The organism is Streptomyces sp. NPDC002276 (assembly GCF_053891435.1).
Window position 1 is genome coordinate 78,534 of sequence record NZ_JBSFCQ010000014.1, and the last position, 19,174, is coordinate 97,707.

At 70.3% G+C, this 19,174-nt stretch carries 20 protein-coding genes; 11 read left to right on the plus strand and 9 right to left on the minus strand.

Going from position 1 to position 19,174, the window contains the following annotated elements:
- Positions 1-89 precede the first annotated feature (89 nt).
- Positions 90-692 carry an RNA polymerase sigma factor gene (locus ACWIHT_RS31295; RefSeq protein WP_456171805.1) on the plus strand — a complete coding sequence of 201 codons (603 nt, stop codon included), beginning with the start codon at positions 90-92 and terminating at the stop codon, positions 690-692.
- Complete coding sequence (locus ACWIHT_RS31300; protein ID WP_456171639.1) at positions 689-1,621, plus strand: CU044_5270 family protein; 933 nt, start codon at positions 689-691, stop codon at positions 1,619-1,621. The genes ACWIHT_RS31295 and ACWIHT_RS31300 overlap by 4 nt, the downstream gene beginning before the upstream one ends.
- 13 nt (positions 1,622-1,634) lie before the next feature.
- On the opposite strand, the gene ACWIHT_RS31305 is transcribed toward ACWIHT_RS31300, so the two are convergent.
- The 4 genes from ACWIHT_RS31305 to ACWIHT_RS31320 form a co-directional block, all read right to left on the minus strand.
- Complete coding sequence (locus tag ACWIHT_RS31305; RefSeq protein WP_456171640.1) at positions 1,635-3,176, minus strand: hypothetical protein; 1,542 nt, start codon at positions 3,174-3,176, stop codon at positions 1,635-1,637.
- Positions 3,173-5,314 carry a hypothetical protein gene (locus tag ACWIHT_RS31310; RefSeq protein WP_456171641.1) on the minus strand — a complete coding sequence of 714 codons (2,142 nt, stop codon included), beginning with the start codon at positions 5,312-5,314 and terminating at the stop codon, positions 3,173-3,175. The genes ACWIHT_RS31305 and ACWIHT_RS31310 overlap by 4 nt, the downstream gene beginning before the upstream one ends.
- A 143-nt stretch (positions 5,315-5,457) precedes the next feature.
- A complete protein-coding gene (locus tag ACWIHT_RS31315) occupies positions 5,458-6,423 on the minus strand; it encodes an isopenicillin N synthase family dioxygenase (protein WP_456171642.1) in 966 nt (321 codons plus the stop codon).
- Positions 6,416-6,874, minus strand: coding sequence for a nucleoside deaminase (locus ACWIHT_RS31320; RefSeq protein ID WP_456171643.1), 459 nt, complete (start codon positions 6,872-6,874; stop codon positions 6,416-6,418). Before ACWIHT_RS31320 ends, ACWIHT_RS31315 begins: the two co-directional genes overlap by 8 nt.
- A gap of 100 nt (positions 6,875-6,974) precedes the next feature.
- On the opposite strand from ACWIHT_RS31320, the gene ACWIHT_RS31325 reads away from it, so the two are divergent.
- Entirely contained in the window at positions 6,975-8,234 is a 1,260-nt protein-coding gene (locus ACWIHT_RS31325; protein WP_456171644.1) for a PucR family transcriptional regulator, read from the plus strand.
- Positions 8,235-8,250: 16 nt separating this feature from the next.
- Here ACWIHT_RS31325 and ACWIHT_RS31330 read toward each other — a convergent pair whose 3' ends face one another.
- The gene (locus ACWIHT_RS31330) at positions 8,251-8,949 is read right to left on the minus strand and encodes an MBL fold metallo-hydrolase (protein WP_456171645.1); all 699 of its coding nucleotides are present in this window, start codon (positions 8,947-8,949) and stop codon (positions 8,251-8,253) included.
- Between the two features lie 80 nt (positions 8,950-9,029).
- Between ACWIHT_RS31330 and ACWIHT_RS31335 the strand changes: the two genes are divergently transcribed.
- A complete protein-coding gene (locus ACWIHT_RS31335; protein WP_456171646.1) occupies positions 9,030-9,713 on the plus strand; it encodes a TetR/AcrR family transcriptional regulator in 684 nt (227 codons plus the stop codon).
- Here ACWIHT_RS31335 and ACWIHT_RS31340 read toward each other — a convergent pair.
- Entirely contained in the window at positions 9,673-10,647 is a 975-nt protein-coding gene (locus tag ACWIHT_RS31340) for a transglutaminase-like domain-containing protein (RefSeq protein WP_456171647.1), read from the minus strand. The genes ACWIHT_RS31335 and ACWIHT_RS31340 overlap by 41 nt on opposite strands.
- Before the next feature lie 989 nt (positions 10,648-11,636).
- On the opposite strand from ACWIHT_RS31340, the gene ACWIHT_RS31345 reads away from it, so the two are divergent.
- Entirely contained in the window at positions 11,637-12,125 is a 489-nt protein-coding gene (locus tag ACWIHT_RS31345; protein WP_456171648.1) for a sigma-70 family RNA polymerase sigma factor, read from the plus strand.
- Complete coding sequence (locus tag ACWIHT_RS31350; protein WP_456171649.1) at positions 12,122-12,790, plus strand: hypothetical protein; 669 nt, start codon at positions 12,122-12,124, stop codon at positions 12,788-12,790. Before ACWIHT_RS31345 ends, ACWIHT_RS31350 begins: the two co-directional genes overlap by 4 nt.
- A 13-nt stretch (positions 12,791-12,803) precedes the next feature.
- Here ACWIHT_RS31350 and ACWIHT_RS31355 read toward each other — a convergent pair whose 3' ends face one another.
- Positions 12,804-13,433, minus strand: a complete 630-nt coding sequence (locus tag ACWIHT_RS31355; protein WP_456171650.1) for a DUF7848 domain-containing protein — start codon at positions 13,431-13,433, stop codon at positions 12,804-12,806.
- A 117-nt stretch (positions 13,434-13,550) separates the two neighbouring features.
- Here ACWIHT_RS31355 and ACWIHT_RS31360 point away from each other — a divergent pair, with 117 nt between their 5' ends.
- Positions 13,551-14,495: a helix-turn-helix domain-containing protein gene (locus tag ACWIHT_RS31360; protein ID WP_456171652.1), complete on the plus strand. Its 945-nt coding sequence runs from the start codon at positions 13,551-13,553 to the stop codon at positions 14,493-14,495.
- Complete coding sequence (locus ACWIHT_RS31365; protein WP_456171653.1) at positions 14,452-14,589, plus strand: DUF397 domain-containing protein; 138 nt, start codon at positions 14,452-14,454, stop codon at positions 14,587-14,589. Before ACWIHT_RS31360 ends, ACWIHT_RS31365 begins: the two co-directional genes overlap by 44 nt.
- A gap of 79 nt (positions 14,590-14,668) precedes the next feature.
- On the opposite strand, the gene ACWIHT_RS31370 is transcribed toward ACWIHT_RS31365, so the two are convergent.
- A complete protein-coding gene (locus ACWIHT_RS31370; RefSeq protein WP_456171654.1) occupies positions 14,669-15,643 on the minus strand; it encodes a quinone oxidoreductase family protein in 975 nt (324 codons plus the stop codon).
- A 92-nt stretch (positions 15,644-15,735) separates the two neighbouring features.
- On the opposite strand from ACWIHT_RS31370, the gene ACWIHT_RS31375 reads away from it, so the two are divergent.
- From ACWIHT_RS31375 to ACWIHT_RS31385, 3 genes are all read left to right on the plus strand, one after another.
- Positions 15,736-16,074, plus strand: a complete 339-nt coding sequence (locus ACWIHT_RS31375; protein ID WP_456171655.1) for an ArsR/SmtB family transcription factor — start codon at positions 15,736-15,738, stop codon at positions 16,072-16,074.
- Positions 16,075-16,131: 57 nt separating this feature from the next.
- Complete coding sequence (locus ACWIHT_RS31380) at positions 16,132-16,977, plus strand: SDR family oxidoreductase (protein ID WP_456171656.1); 846 nt, start codon at positions 16,132-16,134, stop codon at positions 16,975-16,977.
- Between the two features lie 88 nt (positions 16,978-17,065).
- On the plus strand, positions 17,066-17,728 hold the full coding sequence (locus tag ACWIHT_RS31385) for a hypothetical protein (protein ID WP_456171657.1): 663 nt from the start codon (positions 17,066-17,068) through the stop codon (positions 17,726-17,728).
- On the opposite strand, the gene ACWIHT_RS31390 is transcribed toward ACWIHT_RS31385, so the two are convergent.
- Positions 17,704-19,134 carry a purine-cytosine permease family protein gene (locus ACWIHT_RS31390; protein ID WP_456171658.1) on the minus strand — a complete coding sequence of 477 codons (1,431 nt, stop codon included), beginning with the start codon at positions 19,132-19,134 and terminating at the stop codon, positions 17,704-17,706. The two genes, ACWIHT_RS31385 and ACWIHT_RS31390, sit on opposite strands and share 25 nt — an antisense overlap.
- Positions 19,135-19,174 lie beyond the last annotated feature (40 nt).

Below are 19,174 nucleotides of genomic sequence, written 5' to 3' on the forward strand. Positions count from 1 at the left end.
ACGGCGAAGGCCGGTTCCATGTGACGGGGGTCACTGGAACCGGCCTTCGCCGTGCGGACAGGTAGAGGGGTGTGGATACGCATCTGAGGCTGAGGAAACGCATCCGCGCGGGGGACCACGACGCCTTCGGCGATCTCTTCGACGCGTACGCACGCTCCGTCTACAACCATGCCTTCCGGCTCACGGGAGACTGGGCACAGGCCGAGGACATCGTGTCCCTGGCCTTCCTGGACGCCTGGCGGCTGCGCGACACGGTCGACGAGGAGGGCGGTTCGCTACGGCCCTGGCTGCTGGGCATCGCCACCAACGTCACGCGCAACACCCGCCGCGCGGCCCGAAGACACGCGGCGGCCGTCTCCCGGCTGCCCCCTGCCGAGGCCGAGCGCGACTTCGCCGACGAGGTCGCCGCCCGCCTCGACGACGCGGCCGAACTCGCCCTCGTGCAGACCGCGTTGACCACCCTGCGGCGCGCCGAACGCGAGGTGCTGGCCCTGTGCGTGTGGTCCGGCCTCGACTACCGGGCCGCCGCCGAGGCGCTCGGGGTGCCTGTCGGGACCGTACGCTCACGGCTTTCGCGAGCCCGCACAAAACTCGCGAAACATGTCAAAAGCGTGGAACTCCCCACGGGGGACGGACAGATGAAAGGTGACCGCAGTCCTGCGGTCGGGCCCCTGAGGGAGGACAAGCGATGAACCAGCTCCCGGAACTCCCCGAGAGAGACCTTCCGCCGGGCCGTCACCGACTCCTCAAGGAGCGTCTGATGACCGAGATCCGGCACGAGCAGCCCGCGCCCGCGCGGGGCCGATGGCTGCGGCCCGCGCTCGCCGCGACCGCCGTCGCCACCGCGGCGGCCGTCGCCTTCGTGGTCCTGCCGTCGTCCGACTCCGCTCCGGCCGCCCGGCCGCCGAGCAGTTCCACGGTCGCCCTCCTGGAGGACATCGCGCTGGCGGCCGAGCACGAGAAGTCCTACGGCACGGTCCGCGACGACCAGTTCGTGTACGTGGAGAGCAAGGTGTCGTACTCGGCGTCCGAGGAGGGCAAGAAGACCACGATCCAGCCGTTGCACCGGCTGGAGGTGTGGATGTCCGTGGACGGCCTGCACGTCGGGATGGTACGGGAGGTGGGCCGGAAGCCCTTCTCCATCCCGGTCGACGTGAAGCCGGGCGAGGCCGGCTGGGACGTCTCCGCCTTCTACAACCATCTGAAGACGCTCCCGACCGACACCGACGCGATGTACGACTACCTGGTCGAGAACGGCCCGAAGAACAGCGGCCAGGAGAAGTACCAGGCGATGTTCGTGCTGGTCGGCGATCTGCTCCACGACTCGATCGTGCCGCCGGAGCAGGGCGCGGCGCTCTTCCGGGCCGTGGCCAGGATCCCCGGTGTGACGGCGGCCAAGGACGTGGTGGACGCGGCCGGACGCCCCGGTGTCGCCATCGGCCGCGACGACTCCGACAACTCGACCCGGGACGAATGGATCTTCGACGCGAAGACCTACGAGTTCCTCGGCGAGCGTGAGGTGGCCACCAAGGACCACGCCGGAGTGAAGAAGGGCACGGTCACCGCCAACACGGCAGTCCTGCGCCGGGCCGTGGTCGACAGGGCGGGCGAACGGCCGTAGGAATCAGCGGTGTTCAGGCCGGGGGCAGGCACTCCTTCGACGGGGGCCTGCCCTCGGGCCAGGCGAGTCTCACGAAGCGGGCGGCGCCCTTCGGGGTGAGTTCCACGATCGGTACGGCCTTGTCGTACGGGTTGCCGTGGACGTCCAGGCAGATCCAGCCGCTCGCCCCGCTCACCCGCAACGAGCCCTTGACCTGCGGCCATTGGAGGCCGACGTCGGACAGCGGCGGGATCTTCTTCTGGGCCGGGGTGGCCTCGCGGACGCCGTGGACGGCGAGTCGCATCGCGTCGTAGGCGATGATCGCCTGTCCGTCGGCGAGGGCGACCGTGCCGAGCGGGCCGACCGGCGCGGTCTTCGCGGCGGCCAGCAGTCTGTCGAGTTCCTGCGAGTCCTGGGCCGAACCCCCGGTCGCCGGGGCGTTCTTGAGCCAGGCGTCCGGGTGCGCGAGGGCGGTGAAGCGGACGGAGACCCCGTGCTGGAGGGCACTGGCGTCGAGCTGGCTGTCGCCGGTCAGGTAGGAGCCCTCGTCGCCGGTGAGCACCGTGAACTTCCGTGACTGGCAGCCGCGGCGGCCCAACGCGTTGATGAACTGGCGCAGTTGGGTGTGCCGCCCGGCGAAGAACACGGTGTCCAGCTTCGCGTCCGTGTCGCAGACGAGATCGGTGATCTGCCGGAACGTGTTGGGCGTACTGCCCTCCTGGCTGCGGTCCGCGGGCGGCGTGAACGGCCAGGACCCGTACGGCGATCCCTTCAGCAGCGTGGTGAAGGCCTGTTGCAGTGTCTTCGTGTACGGGTCGCCCGGCTTGTCGTAGACGAGCAGCGCCCGGTCCGCCGTCACCTTGGCGAAGGAGGCCAGCGCGCGGGCCTCGTCGGTGTTGGTGGGGGAGACCCGGGCGAGACCGGGGTAAGGGTCCTTGCCCCGCTGCCCGTTGGCGAGGTCGTCGGCGGTGATGGAGGAGCCGACCACCGGAACGCCAAGCTTGGTCAGCTTCGCCACGGCCTTCTTGTTGTTGTCGGTGCTCGTCCCTATCCCGGTGACCGCCCGCAGCCGGTCCGCCGACGTCGTCATCGCCACGATCCGGTCCACCGCCTGCTCCCAATGGGTGCCCGTGGCACCGGGGTTGGCGAGCACCAGCCGGATGTACGGGGTCTCGCCGTTGTCGTCGTGGTTGGCCGCGTACTGCGCGAGATAGGCGCCCTGCAACTCGTGCAGCACGTCGTTCATCGTGTCGGTGTCGGTCGCGGTGAACGGCTCGTAGAGCGCGACCGAGACATAAGTCCCCGCTTTCAGGCGGCTGTTCTCGCGGGCCACCGCCCTGATGGTGTCGGCGAGCCGCCGCTGACCGAAGTCGAACGCCGACGTAGACACCCCCACACACTCGTCGCTGCCCTCGGGACGGGCCACCCCGGCCGCGCAGGACCGGTCCTCGTGCAGGGCCGTACGGACCAGCACGACCAGCCCGGCGACCAGGACGGCCGCCACCACCAGGGCCGTGTACCGGTAGACCGGGATGGTCCGGATCTCCTCGAACAGTTCACGCAGCCGTCGCCTCACCGCGGACCCCCGCTTCCGTCGTCGCCGTCCGCCCCCGCGGGCACCCGCAGCGCACGCCCCGCCAACGCGTCCTCCGGCCACCGCTGCGCGGCCCGGTACAACAGCTCGCTCCCGGCCGGCCAGACCGTCGACAGCTGCTCCAGATCGAAGTGCATCCGGTCCGCGACCTCCCCGTCCGGCAGCACCAGCGGATCCGTCACCTGCCACACCGCGTGCAGCAGCCGCCGTACCGTCAGATGCAGGACCGGATCCACGCCCTCCGGCGGCCGCTCCTCCGCGTCCGTACGCGCGAGCGCGACGGCCTTGCGGTGGTCGCCGGGCGCGCCGATGTCCCGGCCGTGCGGATCGTGCGCGTGGTAGTAGGGCGCCGCGGTGACGAACAGCAGCGTCTCCAGCCAGGCCCGCGGCGGGATGAGACGGAAGTTGTCCCGCAGGTACTCCACCGCGTCCGCCGTGTCGCCGAGCGCGAGTTCGTGGTGCAGCCGGTAGCGGGCGCGGGACGGGGCGTCCGGGCTGCCGGGCAGCCCCTCGTAGTGCGAGAGCAGCGAACGGTGCACCGCCCGCCACCGCCCGTGGTCCGCGTCGTCCAGATGCAGCCGCAGCAGGAGCAGCGTGCGCAGGAACGGATCGCCCACGAAATAGCCCGCCGCAGGCGGCAGACCCTCCGAAGTGAGCTGCGTACGCAGCCGGTTGACCCCCGACGCGCCGAAACTGTCCCGCAGCCGCCGCCCCTGCGCCAGCGCCCGCGCCGAGTCCCCGTCGTGCGCGGTGGCGAGCACGGCCAGCTCCTCCGCGATCCCGGGCGCCACCAGCCGGTCCAGCAACTCCCGGTACACGGGCCGCGGATCACTCGCCGCGTCCCCCTCCGGCTTCAGCCCCGCCGTCAGCAACTCCCCGGGACTCACCGCCCCCACCGGCCGGGTCTGCCGTACCGCCTCCCCGAGCAGCGCCGCCCCCAGCGGGCTGCCGGCCGTCAACCGGTGGATGGCGTACGGAAGTTGGGGCGGCACCTCGACCCGGATCGGCTCGGTCGCGCACACGTCCGCGATGACCCGCCGGGTCTCCTCCGGAGTGAGCGGCGGCAGCGTCACCAGCAGCGCACGCGAGGACGGCGAAGCCCCCGGCACCCAGCCGCTGGCCCGCCCCACCTCCGGCAGCGGATGACGCACCGCGTCCGGCAGATCGGGGTGCCGGTCCCCGCGCAGCGCGGCGAAGAAGGCCACCTGGTCGCCGACACCGTCCGAACGTTCCTTCAGTACGGCCTTCATCAGCCCCGGCCCCGGCCCCGACTGCACGTTGTCGACGAGCACGACCGGCCGCCCGACCCGGCGCATCCGCTCCCACCGCCGCCGGTAGGTGTCGCCCAGGTCGGCCAACAGCGCGCGCAGCAGCCAGCGTTCGGCGTCCGTGCGGGAGGTGCCGTCGGCGCGGAAGTCCCGGGCGATCTCGATCAGCCCGCGCTTGGGGTCACCGCTCGCGCCCGGATAGTCGCGGTACCACTCGGCGCCCGCCTTCAGCAGCCCGTTCGGCGTCCACACCAGGTCGAAGAGGGTGTCGAGGGTCGCCTCGATGAAGGCCTGCCCGACCGGACCCGTACCGGACACATTGGCGATCAGCCGGGAGGCGACCTTCGTGGCCCAGCCCTGAGCGATCACCGACCAGCGCCGGGCCGGATCGCTCAGCAGCAGGATCCGCCGGGCCTCCTCACGGGCACTGTCCTCGTCCCGCGCGTCCCAGCCGGTGGCGCACACCGCGAGCAGCCCGGCCTCCAGACGCGGGAAGTCGATGGCGCCGGCGCCGTGCACCACCGGCTCCCGCAACTGCTCCGCGACCGTGGTCAGCGCCTGCCACACCGGGGACCAGGTCGCGGCGGGCCGCCCGTCCGGCAGCCTGGTCAGCCGGTCGGCCTCGCAGTCGATCAGCGCGACCGGTGTGTGCCCGCGGTACGCGGTCCGCAACTCGGCCAGCACCGTGCTCTTGCCGAGGCCGCGCGCGCCCGCGAGCACCACGAAGGGCGGTTCCGGGTGTTCGTACGGCGTGGTGAGCAGCTGGTAGGGGCGCAGCCCGGTCAGGCGCGAGGCGAGACCTGGCGGCTGTGCCTCGAACAGCGCTCCGCGGCCGTGCAGCCCTCTACCCACCGCATCTCCCCCTGAGCGGTCGCCCTGCACACCGGACCTGTTTATCAACACCAGGGTAAATAGGGGGAGTTGGTTCGGACTAGGGCATGTGGTGTCCGTTGAGTTACGAAAATGTCGGAACGGCGGCCGGTCGGGTCGACGACCTATTCGACGGTGATCGAGTCCAGTTTCTCCCGCAGATAGACATGCGAGTCGACGGCCTCGTACGCCACCCGCCCGACCGGCGCGGGCACCGACTCCACGAGCGTGCCCGGGGTGCACTCGCCGAAGTACACCAGCGACATCAGCTCCTCGGCGGGCGCGTCGGCGGGCGGCGGCAGCACCCGGTGCCGCCCCGAACGCCACCGGTCACCGGTCCAACGGGCCATCAGATCACCGATGTTGATGGTGAAGGCCTCCGCATCGAACGGCGCGTCCTCCCAGCCCCCCTCGTCGGTGAAGACCTGAAGTCCCCCCTTCCCGGCCTGCCGGTCGAGGATCGTCACCGTCCCGAAGTCGGTGTGCGGCCCGATCCGGAACTGCCCCGGCTCCGGCTCCCCGACGACCTCCACGCCCGGATACCAGTTGATGTTGAACCCGTACGTCGGATGGTCCATGTGCCGCGAGAAGAAGTCGGGTTCGAGCCCGAGGGCGACCCCGAGCAGCGACAGCAGCTGCTTCTCCAGCTCGCCCATCCGGTCGAGGTACTCCTCGCACAGCTCCTGGAGCCCGGCGATCTCCGTCGGCCACACATTGGGCGCATACCACTCCGCGTTGACCACCGGGTCCTCGAACGGCCGGTGCGTGGCGAAGGTCAGCGACTCCTTCAGATCGGGCGGGGTCTCGGTCCCCTCCGAGTACCCGTTCGCCTCGGCGCCGGGCCCGAGCCACCCGCGCCCGCCGACCTTGGCGGAGTACGGCTCCTTGACATCGACAGGCAGTGCGAAGAAGGCGCGCGCGGCCTCCCGGATCCGGGACCGCAGCGCCGGATCGACACCATGCCCGGTGACGAGCAGGAACCCGGCCGTCTGAAGGGCGCTGTCGACGGTACGGGCGATGTCCTTGCGGGTCTCGTCGTCCCCGTCGACCCAGGGACGCAGATCGATCGTGGGAATGCGGGGCTCAGTCACCGATGTCCTCGTTCCAGAGTGCAGGGTTGTTCTTGATGAAGTCGCGCATCAGCTGGGTGCACTCGGCATCGTCGAGGAGAACGATCTCCACACCGTGCTCGGCGAGCCAGTCGTGCCCGCCGTGGAAGGTGGCGGCCTCACCGACGACGACCCGAGAGATCCCGAACTGCCGCACCAGCCCCGAGCAGTACCAGCAGGGCGAGAGGGTCGTGACCATGGTCGTGCCTCGGTACGACCGCTGCCGCCCCGCCGCCCGGAAGGCGGCCGTCTCCGCGTGCATCGAGGGGTCGTCGTCCTGGACGCGCCGGTTGTGGCCGCGCCCCAGCAGGATGCCGTCGGCGCCGTAGAGCGCGGCACCGATCGGGATGCCGCCCTCGCCGAGCCCGGCGCGGGCCTCCTCGACGGCGGTGGCGAGCCAGGCGCTCGCTTGTGCCTGATCCAAAGGCTTCATGTGCTCACTCTCCAGCGGCCGAAACACGAGGGCAACGTGCGGAAAGTACTCTCCCCGCAACCCGTACCCGGACGAAGTGTCCGCGCCTCTGGAGGTTCCCGTGCCCGCACTCACCCTCCGCGAGGTCCTGGCCCTCGACCCGGTCCGCGCCTCCGAGCCCGAACTCCTGGCCGGGGAGGCGGCCCTCGACCGCCCCGTGCGCTGGGTGCACTCCAGCGAGGTCTACGAGGGCGCGAACTTCCTCGACGGCGGCGAACTCCTCCTCACCAACGGCTTCGGCCTCACCGACACCGCCGCCGAGATCCGCCGCCGCTACGTCCGCGAACTGGCGGCCCGGGGCGCGTCCGGCCTGGCGGTGGAGATCGGCCGCTCCCTGCCGACGATGCCGCCGGAGGTGACGGACGAGGCCCGCCGCCTGGGCCTCCCGCTCCTGGCCCTCCACCGGGTCGTCCCCTTCGTACGGATCACCGAGGCCGCCAACCGGGCGATCGTCGCCCGGGGCCTGTCCGGCCGCTCCGTCGTACGACCCTGGGGCGACGACCACACCGCCGCGCTCCTGGCCGACCTCGCGGACCGGGCCGCGCTGAACCAGCCCGAGGTCGAGGCACGGTCCGCGCTCGCCGGCTTCCACCCCGGCCCCGGCGCGCGTCTGATCGGGGTCTCGGTGCACGGCGCGCGCGAGGTCTCCTCCGTCGACCGGGCGGTACGGCTGCTGGGCGGGGCGAGTGTCCTGCGGGCGGCGTTCCCGGGTGACGTACTGGCGCTGCTCGCGCTTCCGAGCGCCGTCTCCGGCGACCCGATCCGCGCCGTCCAGGAGGCATTCCGTACGGCCGCGGACCCCGGGCTGACCGTCGCGGTCGGGCATGTGGTCGACGCGAGCAGCGGCTGGCTCCGCTGGAGCGACACCCTGCGGGCGGCCCGTACGACGCTGGAACTCGCGCTGACCGTCCCGGCCGCCGAACCCGCCGTACCGGGAGGCCCGTTGGTGACATCGGCGCGGGCACTGGCGCTGGAACGGGAGCTGACGCGCGGCGGCATCGACGCGAACCGCGACCGCCTGGCCCGGCTCGTGCAGCACGCGCTGGGCCCGCTGTTGGCGTGGGAGGCGGCCCATCCCAGCGACCTGGTACGGACGTTGGAGGTCCATCTACGGCACGGCTGCTCACCCACCCGCACAGCGGCGCTCCTGCACATAGGCCGCCAGTCGCTCTACCAACGCCTGGAACGCATCGAGTCGTTGCTCGGCCTGGAGATCGACGACCCCGATCTGCTGGGGGAGTTGCTGGCGGCGGTGTGCGCGCATCGGGTGGTACGGGGGATGGGAGCGGCTCAGGTACGGGGGCTGCGAACCGTGGCTTAGCCAGAAGCTGTTGTCTTTACGATCCCGCGGCGGGCCGACTGGGCACCGGCGCGACCTTGTCGAGGCGTCGTCGGGTGTCGTCCGCGTCGAGGGGTCCGCCATGGCCGGGGAGCAGGCGCCGCGGTTGGCGGTCGAGTTCGGTCGTGAGCGCCCTGCGCACTCCGGCGGCGTTCTCGGTGAAGAAATGGCGCTTCGGGCTCTGCCGGCGCAGCACGCCACCGCGGACCAGGTCGCCGACGAGTGTGTCGTCGCCGACGCGGACGACGAGCGAGCCGGGTGTGTGGCCGCCGAACCGCTCGGCGTGCGCGTCGACGCCGTAGGGACTCAGGTCGAACTTGTCCTCCACCAGGATGTCGGCTTCGACCGGCTGGGCCTTCACGCGGAGGACCATGGGCCGCAATATCGCACCGGCTGGATGACTGATCGGGAGTGCGCCGATGCGGCCGGTACGCAGGAGTTGTTCGTCACCCAGGCCGACCGCGATCGGAACGCCGGCCTCCGCGAACAACGCCGCCGTGCCGCTGTGGTCGTTGTGGCCGTGGGTCAGCAGGACCAGGGCGATGTCCCGAGGCTGAAGGCCCTGCGCGGACAGCGCGTCGCGCAGGCGGTCACCGTCCTCCGGCCCGCCCGTGTCCACGAGGACCGCTTGCTCGCCACGCAGGAGGTAGGCGTTGCTGTTGCCCATGGAGAGCGGGGTGACGGTCGTGGCGTCCATGCTCATCTTCCTTCGCGCTATCCCTGTAACCTTACGACCGTAAGTAGAGCATGAGAACTTACGGCTGTAAAGTCATCGGCATGGCTCCATCGGCAGCACGCAGACGCAACCCCCGAGGTCAGGGAGGGCAGCTCCGCGACGAGATCCTGACCGCAGCCCGCGAGCTGCTGGTCGAGACCGGATCGGACAGCGCGGTGACCTTGCGGGCGATCGCCCGCAAGGTCGGCATCGCGCCACCGTCGATCTACGCGCACTTCGACACACCCGACCAGATCGTGGAGGCCGTGGTCAGCGAAACCCGCTCACTGCTGGTGCGTCATCTGGAGACCGCCCGGGCGGGAGCGGACGGCGCGCGTGAACGACTTCTGGCCGACTGCCACGCCTATCTCGTCTTCGGCGCGGAACAGCCCGAGCTCTACGCCCTGCTCTTCTCCCGGCCGCGGCCCAGAGGCAGCAGCACCACGGAAGAACGCGTTGACCAGGCGGTACGCCAGCTCGCGCCCATTGTCGGCGAGATCGTCGCGAGTCAGCTCGCTCCCGCCGAAGCGTTCTCGATACTTCTGCGCGACGTCGCCGACGCGATGCACGACGGCACGTCCCGTGGGGAGGATGCCTTCGCCACGGCGACCGCTCTCTGGGCGGCCCTGCACGGCCTCATTCTGCTCCGCGCTCGCATTCCCCGATTCCCGTGGCCGCCGCCCGGTCCACTGGAGGACGAGATCATCAGTCGGCTCGCCTTCCCGCACGGCCCCGCACTCGGATGACCGCTTGCTCGGTGCGACAACGCAGGGTCACTCGGCTCGGCCCGTTGAAGGGGGCGTAGCAGGTCACCGTCGGCGGGGTGCGCAGGATGTCGTCCTCGGTGAACAGTTTCCGTACGGCGTCGAAGGAGACCTCGCCGCTGACCACCGGGGCGACACGGTCGTAGAAGAGGCGTGACGGCTCCGGCAACGGCTCACCCGGCTTGCCCTCGTCCTCGCTCCACACGTCCCAGAGCAGGGTCTCGACCTTGTTGAGGGCGGCGAGGTCGAGGCGGATGTTGCCCGCGACGAACCGTTCGCCCCAGAACGGGCCGTCCTCCGGCGGGTGCAGTCCGAAGGTCGTCGGGTCGGCGCCGCCCGTGCGGATGGCCTGCCAGGCCTCGCCCGCTACGAGGAAGCGGTCGCGGGGTACGTCCATCGGGTCGAAGTCGATGTTCCAGTAGTCCCTGATCACGGGGTCGGTGAGCTGGGAGTCGGCGAGGAGCCAGCCGTGGTCGTCGTGCCAGTACTCCGTGACGACGTGATCGCTGTGGAAACGGGCGGAGTCGTTCTCGCTGAAGTAGTCGGCGAAGCCCGAACGGATACGGGCCGGTATGCCCAGGTGCCGCAGGAACGAGCAGTGCAGCAGCGAGAAGTCCCGGCAGGTCCCGACGAACCGGTCGCCCGGTGCGCGTCGTTGGGTGAGCGGTTCGTCGTTCCGGTCGACGAGGATGCGGAGGATGTCGTCGATGTAGCGGGTCTCGGCGTCGTTGTGCAGGCGGTCGGTGGGGTGGACGTGGTCGTAGAAGTCGGCTTCCAGGCGGTGGACGATCAAGTCGCGCGTGATGCGGGCGAGTTGGGTGGGGTCGTGGGGGATCTCGGCGTAGCGGGAGGCGAGGGCGCCGGGGTCGGAGTAGGTGCTCTGAGTGGAGTAGAAGGTGCGGAAGTCGAGGGGCATGACACCGAACCGTGTCAAAATTCGCCCCGGATTGTCCAGAGTTCAGGGATGGGGCTTCACAAGTCACCGTTGGGCCACTCGCTTCTTTGCCAGTGTCGGGCTTCCACGGCCCGAGTAAAGGGCGCTGCGCGTCGCCTTCGGCGATTCCGCTGCGCTCCACCCTTGACTCGGTCCGCTCCAGCCCGTCTTAGAAGCGAGCGAGCGGCCCGGAGGAATGGGGGGCCCGGGTCCGTCACCCCTTACGTCGGCTGCGTCCGCAACCAGCGGAGCGGATGCGCGTCCGCGCCTCGCCAGCACGCCGCGCCGGCTTAGCGGCCAACCGCCGGTGGGGGAGGAAGGAGGAAGGAGGAGGGAGGAGGGAGCAGGGGGCTCGGGTGGGGGTGGGGGTGGAGGGTCTCCAGAAGCTGTGTGCCAGACTAACCATTCTCACCCATCATGACAGGTTAGAAAACACCCCAGCCTACGGAGGGTGGCGGGTGGGGAGCAGGCTGAGCAGTCCGCCCGGGGGCGAGGAAATGGGTAGATCCGGGCCGCCGCCCGGACCGTAACCCCACTCCGCCCCCACCACCACACGACCATCTACCGCCGCCACCCTCGCCCTTGTCCCCCGATGCAGGTGGGGTGGTCCACCGGCGGTTGGCCGCTAAGCCGACCCGGCGTGCTGGCGAGATGCGAACGCGCCCCGCAACCCCGGCCCGCGACGCAGCCCACCCGACGGGCTATCTGCCTGGGCCACCCATCCCTCGTGGCCGCTCGCTCGCTTCTAAGACGGGCTGGAGCGGACCTAGTCAAGGGTGACCCGAAGGGTCATCGGCGCAGCCGACGCGTAGCGAAGCGAAGCGCCCTTTACTCGGGCCGTGGAAGCCCGACACTGGCAAAGAAGCGGGCGGCCCGACGTTCAGGTATCGGCACGCGCCCACCCCACCGACCCCCGGCCGGCCTCGACATCCCCAAGTAAGCGAATCCCGACCCCGGCGCGTATAGGGAGTGTGAAGGAGCTGGAGTTCGCGGAGTTCTACAGCAGTAGCCGGGACGTGTGCCTCAGGGCCGTGCTCGCCGGTGTGGGGGAGCGGCAGCTCGCCGAGGATCTGGTGGCCGAGGCGTTCACCCGGGCGTGGGTGGCCTGGCCGAAAGTCGGGCGGCATCCGGCGCCCCGGGCATGGGTCGTGCGTACGGCGTTCAACGCGCGTGTCTCGTGGTGGCGGCGGAGACGGCGCGAGGTGGCTCTCGACGATGCCGGGCACGACCGGGCCGCACCCGCGGTCGCCGAGGCCGGCCTCGATCCCGCGCTGCTCGTCCTGCTGTGCCAACTGCCGCGCCGGCAGCGGGAGGTGATCGCCTTCCGGGTCTTCCTGGACCTCGACACCGAGGCGACGGCAAAGGCCCTGGGGATCGCGCCCGGCACTGTCACCGCCCACCTGTCACGGGCCGTCGCGACCCTGCGCGGCCATCTCGTCACCCCGGAGGCCGGACCATGACCGAACACGACACGGACGTAACCGACGTACTCGACGCGCTGCGGACCTCGTTCGCCGACGTCACTCTCGACACCCCCGTCGAGCGGATCGTCGCCACCGGGCGTGCGCGGCGGAGCAGGCGGCGCGTCGTCGCCCTGGTGGGCGCGGTGGCCGTGACCGGGCTGGCGCTGGGTGTGTCCACCTACGGCAACCCGTCCACGGCACCCCCGTCGGACGAACTCGCCACCGGCGCGGGCACCGTGCACATCCACACCGCCGCCTACGCCGTCGACAGCCTCAAGAACGGTTCCGTCAGGGTGAGTTGGGACAAGCAGGCCTACTTCGACGATCACGCGGGGCTGGAACGGGCGCTGGACGCGGCGGGGTTCCCGGTGCTCATCAAGGTGGGCGAGTTCTGTCGGGGAGTCGATGACCCGGCGACGCTTGACCGGCATGGCTCCGGGCCCGGCGTCGAGAAGGTGCGCACCGCCCATCGGGAGGCTGACAACCGGGTCGTCTTCGACTTCCATCCCGCCGCCGTGCCCACCGGGAAGCAGTTCTTCATCGGTTACCTGTCGGCCGCTCAGCTGAAGATCACCGACGGCCGGCCTGGTTCCGTCGAGCGCATCGTCCCTAAGGACACGGGTCAGTTGACCTGCTCCAGCGACCTGCCGAAGTTCGGCTGACCTGAGGACAGCCTTAGGGCTGCGGTTCAAGCACCGCGTAGTCCGCGAAGCTGCGGCGGTAGCGGGTGTGCCGGGTCGCTTGGGTGTGGCTGCGCTGCCACTCCTCTACGGACGCCGGGTCTCCACACGGTCCGGACGCGGCACCGCAGTCGTCCTTGTCGCCGGAGACGCAACGGGCCTCGTACTCCGGTTCCGCGCCCGGGTCCTGCACGATCGCGTACGGCACGAACCGGAAGATCCGCCGGTGCCGGATGTCGTGGTCGCGGTGCTGGTGCCGGCGCAGCAGGACGTTCGCGTCGGTCTCGGCGGTGCCGTCGGCGCGGGCGCGGGCGTCGTCCCGGAGTGCGGCGAGGTCGGCGCAGGACGGGCAGTCGGGGACGGGGGAGGGGGGCGTACTGATGTCGTACGGCACGGAATTCCCTTCGGCGGAACGGGAGTTGGCCGCTCTGACGCTCGCGCTCAGTCGTTCCTCCGGAGTCGCTGGACGTACGGACCCCGGGGCAGCCTCCCACTCCCGGCCGCCGCCGACCGGGCGCAGCATCGCGTAGGGGCCCGCCTTGCCCCGGTACTCACCCACCTTGTTCGTACTGGCGTCGTAAACGAGCGTTCCTTGTTCGATCCGCTTCGAGATCGGCTCAACCATGTTCACTCCGGGGCCACTTCATCACTCTGGGTGTACTGAGAGTCGCCCAGGGGAACAGTGCGTATCAATGCTTGACGCGTGCCACTGGGCCATTGCCACGGAGGGGAGGCGGGTTCTGTGACCCAGCGAAATGCGGAGGCCACGGGCGGAGTCAGTAACGCGGTGCTCTTCGGTGACTTACTCCGCTTCTATCGCGAGGCCGAGTTGCTCACTCAGGAGGCGTTGGCCAGGCAGATCCCTTGCGATCGTTCCCATGTGGCCAAGGTCGAGGCGGGGACACGGGTTCCACAGGAGTCGTTTGCGAAGAAGTGCGACGAAATCCTGGGCACGGGGGGCGCGTTGCTCCGCATGTGGCGCCAGATCGACTGGTATCCGGAAGTGCAACACCCCGATTGGTTCGAGCGCCGGGCTGAGATGGATGGGCAGGCCACGGCACTCCGCGAGTATCAAGAGCGTGTGATTCCAGGCTTGTTGCAGACGCCCGGCTATGCGCACGCGCTGTTCTCGCAGATCGCCAGCGGCGAGGAGGTGGAGGAGCGTGTCCGGGCCAGGCTCAGTCGTCAACCGCGCTTCTTCACCGATGACGGACCCCTGTACATCGCTGTCCTGGACGAGAGTTGTCTGCGTAACGCGGTAGGGAGTCCGCAGGCCATGCGGGACCAGTGCGCGCATCTGCTGGACGTCGGGCGGCGCCCCAACATCCGTATCCAGGTGGCCCCTTCGGGACTCTTCGGGCTCATCCGCCCCCGCAACTCATTCTCGCTGATCAAGCTGCCCGACGGGCATGACTGGGTGTACTCGGAGTCGCTGGACCGTGGGCATTTCAACGACGATCCGGCCATCTTCGGGCGCCACAGTCAGGCCTATGATGTGCTCAGGGCGGACATCCCGTCAGCCCGCGAATCCGCCGCTCTGATCAGCGACGCGATGGAGGGTTACGAGCACCATGGACACGCACGAGCTCGGCGCGGCGACCTGGATCAAGAGCAGCTACAGCGACAACAACGGCGGCAACTGCGTGGAAATCGCCCCCGGTTTCCCCGCCGTGGTTCCGGTGCGTGACAGCAAGCTCTCCGAGGGCCCGGTGCTGATGCTCACCCGCTCAACGTGGTCGGCCTTCGTATCGACCATCCGCGACAACGGCTCCGGCTGCTGAACAGGGGCGAGTGAAGCGCCCCTTCAGGGGCGCGGGGAACTGCGCGACCAGCCCCCACCGGGCCCGCAGCGTACAACCCTCATCGGCCCACCCTGAGCAGTAGCTTCCCCGTACTCGTCCGCGCCCCCATCACCCGATGCGCCTCCGCCGCCTCCGACAGTCCGAACTCCGCCGTCACCGGCAACGACACCGTGGCGTCGACCACCGTCGCGAACGCCCGCTCGGTCAGGGCTCGTAGCGCCACCGGGTCGGTCTTCGCGAGGGTGAGGATCGAGAAGCCGGAGATGGACAGGGCGCCGGGGTACAGGTCGGGCTGGCCCACCTGCCACGGTGCCGCCGAGCTCGCGTTGCCGAAGGAGACCAGGCGGCCGTAGGTCGCGAGGGAGGCCAGACCGGCGCGCAAAGTGTCGCCGCCTACCGGGTCCAGCGCGAGGTCCACCCCACATCCGCCCGTCGCCACCCGCACCGGCGCCTCGAACTCGCCCACGAACACCGCGTCGTAGCCGAATCCCCGCGCGAACTCCGCCTTCCCTGCGCTCGATACGACCCCGAACACGGACCCGGCACCCGCCGCCTTCGCCAACTGCCCCACCACCGTGCCGACTCCGCCCGCCGCGCCCTGCACGAGCACCGTCTCGCCGGGTTGCAGCCGGCCCACGGTGTGGACGAGGGCGTACGCGGTCGGCAGGACCGTGGGGAGGGTGGCCGCCGTGGGCAGGTCGATGCCGTGGGGGAGCGGGAAGACGGTCACCGCCTCGGCCACGGCCACGTCCGCGTAGGCGCCGCCCTCCGTCAGCGCGGCCACCTCCTGGCCGACGGTGAGGTCTTCGACGCCGGCGCCGACCTCCCGGATGCGGCCCGAGACCTCAAGTCCCGGTACGAAAGGGAGACTTGGCACCCGGTACCCCTCGGCGCGCGCCTTGAGGTCGGCGAAGTTCACCCCGGTGTAGGCCACGTCGATGCTCACCTGTCCCGGGCCGGGGTGCGGGATCTCCGCCTCAACGACCTTCAGGACCTCGGGACCGCCGTACTCCTGGAACTCGACTGCGCGCATGCCGTGCACACTCCCCGCTCGACTGTTCAATGAAAAGCGAACACTCGCGAGTGTATGGTTTTCATCGAACACTCGGCAAGTGGGAGGCCAGCGTGGCGCAGCGAGACGGCAGCACCGGAAGTCACCGGGCCGCCCCCGAACACACCCACCCCGACGACGTCCCCATGCAGAACGCACTCGCCGCGCTTGCCGACCCCGTACGCCTCACCCTCGTAAGGGAGTTGGCGGGGTCGGCCGAGTGGTCGCGCAGTTGCGGGAGCTTCGATGTGCCGGTGGGCAAGGCCGCGCTGAGTCATCACTTCGCCGTGCTGCGGGGCGCCGGGATCGTGGAACAGCGGGACGAGGGACCCAAGCGGGTCAACCGGCTACGGAGGGAAGAGTTCGGTGCCCGGTTCCCGGGGCTGCTGGAACTCGTACTGCGGGCAGAATGAATCGGGTCATGTGCTGAACAAAGGCCCGTCGTACCTCCTCCAGGCAAGGAAGACCCCATGACCTCCCCGAAGACGGTTCTGATCACCGGTACGTCCTCCGGCATCGGCCTGGCCACAGCCGTCGGCACCGCACAGGCGGGCTGGACGACCATCGCCACCATGCGCGACACCGGCAAGGCGGACGCCCTGCTCAAGGCAGCCGCCGAGGCGGGCGTCGCCAACCGCGTCCAGGTCAGGCGCCTGGACGTGACCGACACCGCCGGCCTCACCGCCTGCCTGGACGAGGTCGTCGCCGAGCACGGCCGCCTGGACGCGCTGGTCAACAACGCCGGCGCGGCCCAGGTCGGCACCATCGAGCAGAGCAGCGTCGAGGACGTCCGCGCGGCCATGGAGGTCAACTTCTTCGGAGTGGTGGCGATGACCCGGGCCGCCCTGCCGCACCTCCGCGCGTCGAAGGGCCGGGTGATCACCGTCAGCAGCGTCGGCGGCGCCGTCGGCCAGCCGTTCAACGAGGCTTACTGCGCGGCCAAGTTCGCCGTCGAGGGCTTCATGCAGTCGCTCGCGCCGGTCGCCGCGACCGTCGGCGTCTACGTCACCGTGGTCGAACCGGGCGCGGTGGCAAGCGAGTTCGTCGCCAACCTCGGCCTGGACGTCCCGGCCCTGCTCGCCGCAGCCGGTCCCTACGCCCCGGCGCTCCAGGCCTACATCGCCCGCACCCAGCAGTCGTTCGGCAACGCCCAGACGCCGGCCGAGGCGGCCGCCCCGATCGTCGACGCCCTGACCGCCGCGCACCCGCCCTTCCGCGTCCAGACCTCGCAGTGGGCCCGCGACTTCGTCGCCACGACCCTCGCCGACGGCGACGGCTCCGCCGTCCAGGCCCTCACCGGCAGCTGGGTGCGCTGACCCCGCCGGGCACCGCGGCAAAGGGGACTGAACGCCTCCGGCCGCCTCCGCGTCACAGTTCCGAGTGGAGCGTAGAGGGGACTTCGGCGTGAAGAAGCACCTGAAGAAGTACCTGTGGATCTCCGTGGTCGTCGCGATCGTCGCTGTGACGGTCCTGGCCGCCGTGGCCGTGCGCGGGCTCATGAATCTGGGTGCCGACGACAGGACCGTGAGCGGCGCCCGGCCGAAGGCCGACACCGGCACCGACACGGGTGTCGATCGCGAGTGCGTCGGCACCCGCCCCGTCGACAGCCTCCCCCACGCCTACGACGACGACTCCCCCCTCGAACCCCTCGAACGCGTCGTCGCCCGCATCGACAAGCTCGCCCACGCCCACCGCTACGCCGCCGTCTACACCGGCCTCTCCCTCGACGAGGACAGCAAGAGCGTGGACGTGTGGCGCGTGCCCTCGGCCGCCTTCGACGACGACGTCTGCGGGGGCGTGGTGAAAGGCGTGACCGTGCGGCTGCGCGGCAGCGACGTCGACCGGCGCACGCTCGACGCGCTGGCCGAGCGGATCGGCGACGACATGAGCCGCTGGGACGGCACCTTCCAGATGCGTGAAGTCGGCGTGGACGAGCGGGGGTTCGTCCAGGTCGGGGTCGACGACCCCGACCAGGCCGAACCGATCATCAAGAAGGCGTACGGGGCGAAGAACGCCCGGTACATCGAGGTCGAGCACGTGGATCAGGCGTCGGCCCTGGTCGGCTGAGGCTGAACCCGGCCGCCCTTCAGCCCCGGAACCGAACGCAGCACCACGTACAGCACCGCGCTCAGCACGAACCCCACGATCGGCGTGCTGTCGCCGAACGACGGCCAGTGCTTCGGGACGTAGCCGACGTAGTCCTCCTGGTTGGAGAAGAGCGGGACCGAGACCCCGATGCCGATCAACAGGGCTGCCAGGCCCGGCCAGTTGGTGAAGGTCGGGTCGGTGAGGCGGGGGGCCAGTTCCTCGGTGGGCGTGCGGGACTGGAACCAGCGCTCCACCAGGACCACGCCAAGCCAGGGCGCCACCCAGTACGCGATGACGAGCAGGAACGCCTCGTACGCCGAGCCCGCGTCGGACAGGGACGCCCACGCCGCCGCCGTACCGGCCACGCCCGAAACCACCACCAGGACACTGCGGTTGAGCCACGCGGGGAGCTTCAGGCCCAGCGCGGTGAGGGAGATCGCGCCGGAGTAGACGTTGAGGGCGTTCGCCGAGATCGCGCCGAGGATGATCGCGATCAGCACCAAGTCGCCCAGCCAGCCGGGGAGATGACCGGTGAAGGCCGCCGTCGGGGTCGCGTCCTTGGGGGCCAGCAGCGTTGCCGAGGCCGCGCCCATCACCGCCACGAACGTCACCGACACGAACAGGCCGACCGCCGGGTAGAGGATGGTCTTGAACTTGTTCGCCGTGCGCGGGAGATAGCGCGAGTAGTCCGTGGCGTACGGGTTCCAGCCCGCCGCGTAGCCCCAGGCCGCGGAGAACGCGAGCAGGAAGCCGCCCATGCCGCCGCCCGTGCCGCCCCCGCCCAGGTGCGCGTCCTTGAAGGTCCACACGCCGGCCAGCAGGAAGATCAGCGCGAGCGCGGGGAACGCGTACTTCTCGAAGGTGTGCACGAAGTTGTGGCCGATGAAGCCGATCAGGATCTCCGCCACCACCACGAGCAACAGCGACGGCAGGGGTCGTAGGCCCGTCAGGGTGTTCAGGGCGAAGGCCGCGCTCACGCTGTTCACCGCGAACCAACCGACGCCCGCCACCAGGCCGTTGGCCGCCGACGGGAGGATGTTGCCGCGGAAGCCGAAGGAGAAGCGGCCGATCACCATCTGCGGGACGCCGAAGCGCGGGCCGTCCAGCGAGAGGAAACCCTGCGTGATCGCGCCGAGGCCGGTGCCCAGGACGATCGCCGCGGTCGCCTGCCAGAAGCTCAGGCCGAAGAAGAGGACCGAGATCACGCCGATGTAGACGGTCGCGAACTCGATGTTCGGGGAGGCCCAGGTCCAGAGCAACTGGAGCGGGCTGCCGTGCCGTTCGGCGTCGGGGATGGGCTCGGCACCCGCCGTCTCTACGGCGATGACCTTGTCACCGTATTCGGGGGCGAGGGTGCCGGCGGTGTCGGCGGGAGCAGTCGTCATGCGAGGTAAGTGTCCGGTTCCTGCCAGTCCGGGCACAGAG

Excerpts from the sequence above, each read along its gene's own strand:
- ACWIHT_RS31300 (WP_456171639.1), top strand. The coding sequence starts at position 689 with ATGAACCAGCTCCCGGAACTCCCCGAGAGAGACCTTCCGCCGGGCCGT.
- ACWIHT_RS31320 (WP_456171643.1), bottom strand. The coding sequence starts at position 6,874 with ATGAAGCCTTTGGATCAGGCACAAGCGAGCGCCTGGCTCGCCACCGCC.
- ACWIHT_RS31330 (WP_456171645.1), bottom strand. The coding sequence starts at position 8,949 with ATGGACGCCACGACCGTCACCCCGCTCTCCATGGGCAACAGCAACGCC.
- ACWIHT_RS31335 (WP_456171646.1), top strand. The coding sequence starts at position 9,030 with ATGGCTCCATCGGCAGCACGCAGACGCAACCCCCGAGGTCAGGGAGGG.
- ACWIHT_RS31340 (WP_456171647.1), bottom strand. The coding sequence starts at position 10,647 with ATGCCCCTCGACTTCCGCACCTTCTACTCCACTCAGAGCACCTACTCC.
- ACWIHT_RS31350 (WP_456171649.1), top strand. The coding sequence starts at position 12,122 with ATGACCGAACACGACACGGACGTAACCGACGTACTCGACGCGCTGCGG.
- ACWIHT_RS31355 (WP_456171650.1), bottom strand. The coding sequence starts at position 13,433 with ATGGTTGAGCCGATCTCGAAGCGGATCGAACAAGGAACGCTCGTTTAC.
- ACWIHT_RS31370 (WP_456171654.1), bottom strand. The coding sequence starts at position 15,643 with ATGCGCGCAGTCGAGTTCCAGGAGTACGGCGGTCCCGAGGTCCTGAAG.
- ACWIHT_RS31380 (WP_456171656.1), top strand. The coding sequence starts at position 16,132 with ATGACCTCCCCGAAGACGGTTCTGATCACCGGTACGTCCTCCGGCATC.
- ACWIHT_RS31390 (WP_456171658.1), bottom strand. The coding sequence starts at position 19,134 with ATGACGACTGCTCCCGCCGACACCGCCGGCACCCTCGCCCCCGAATAC.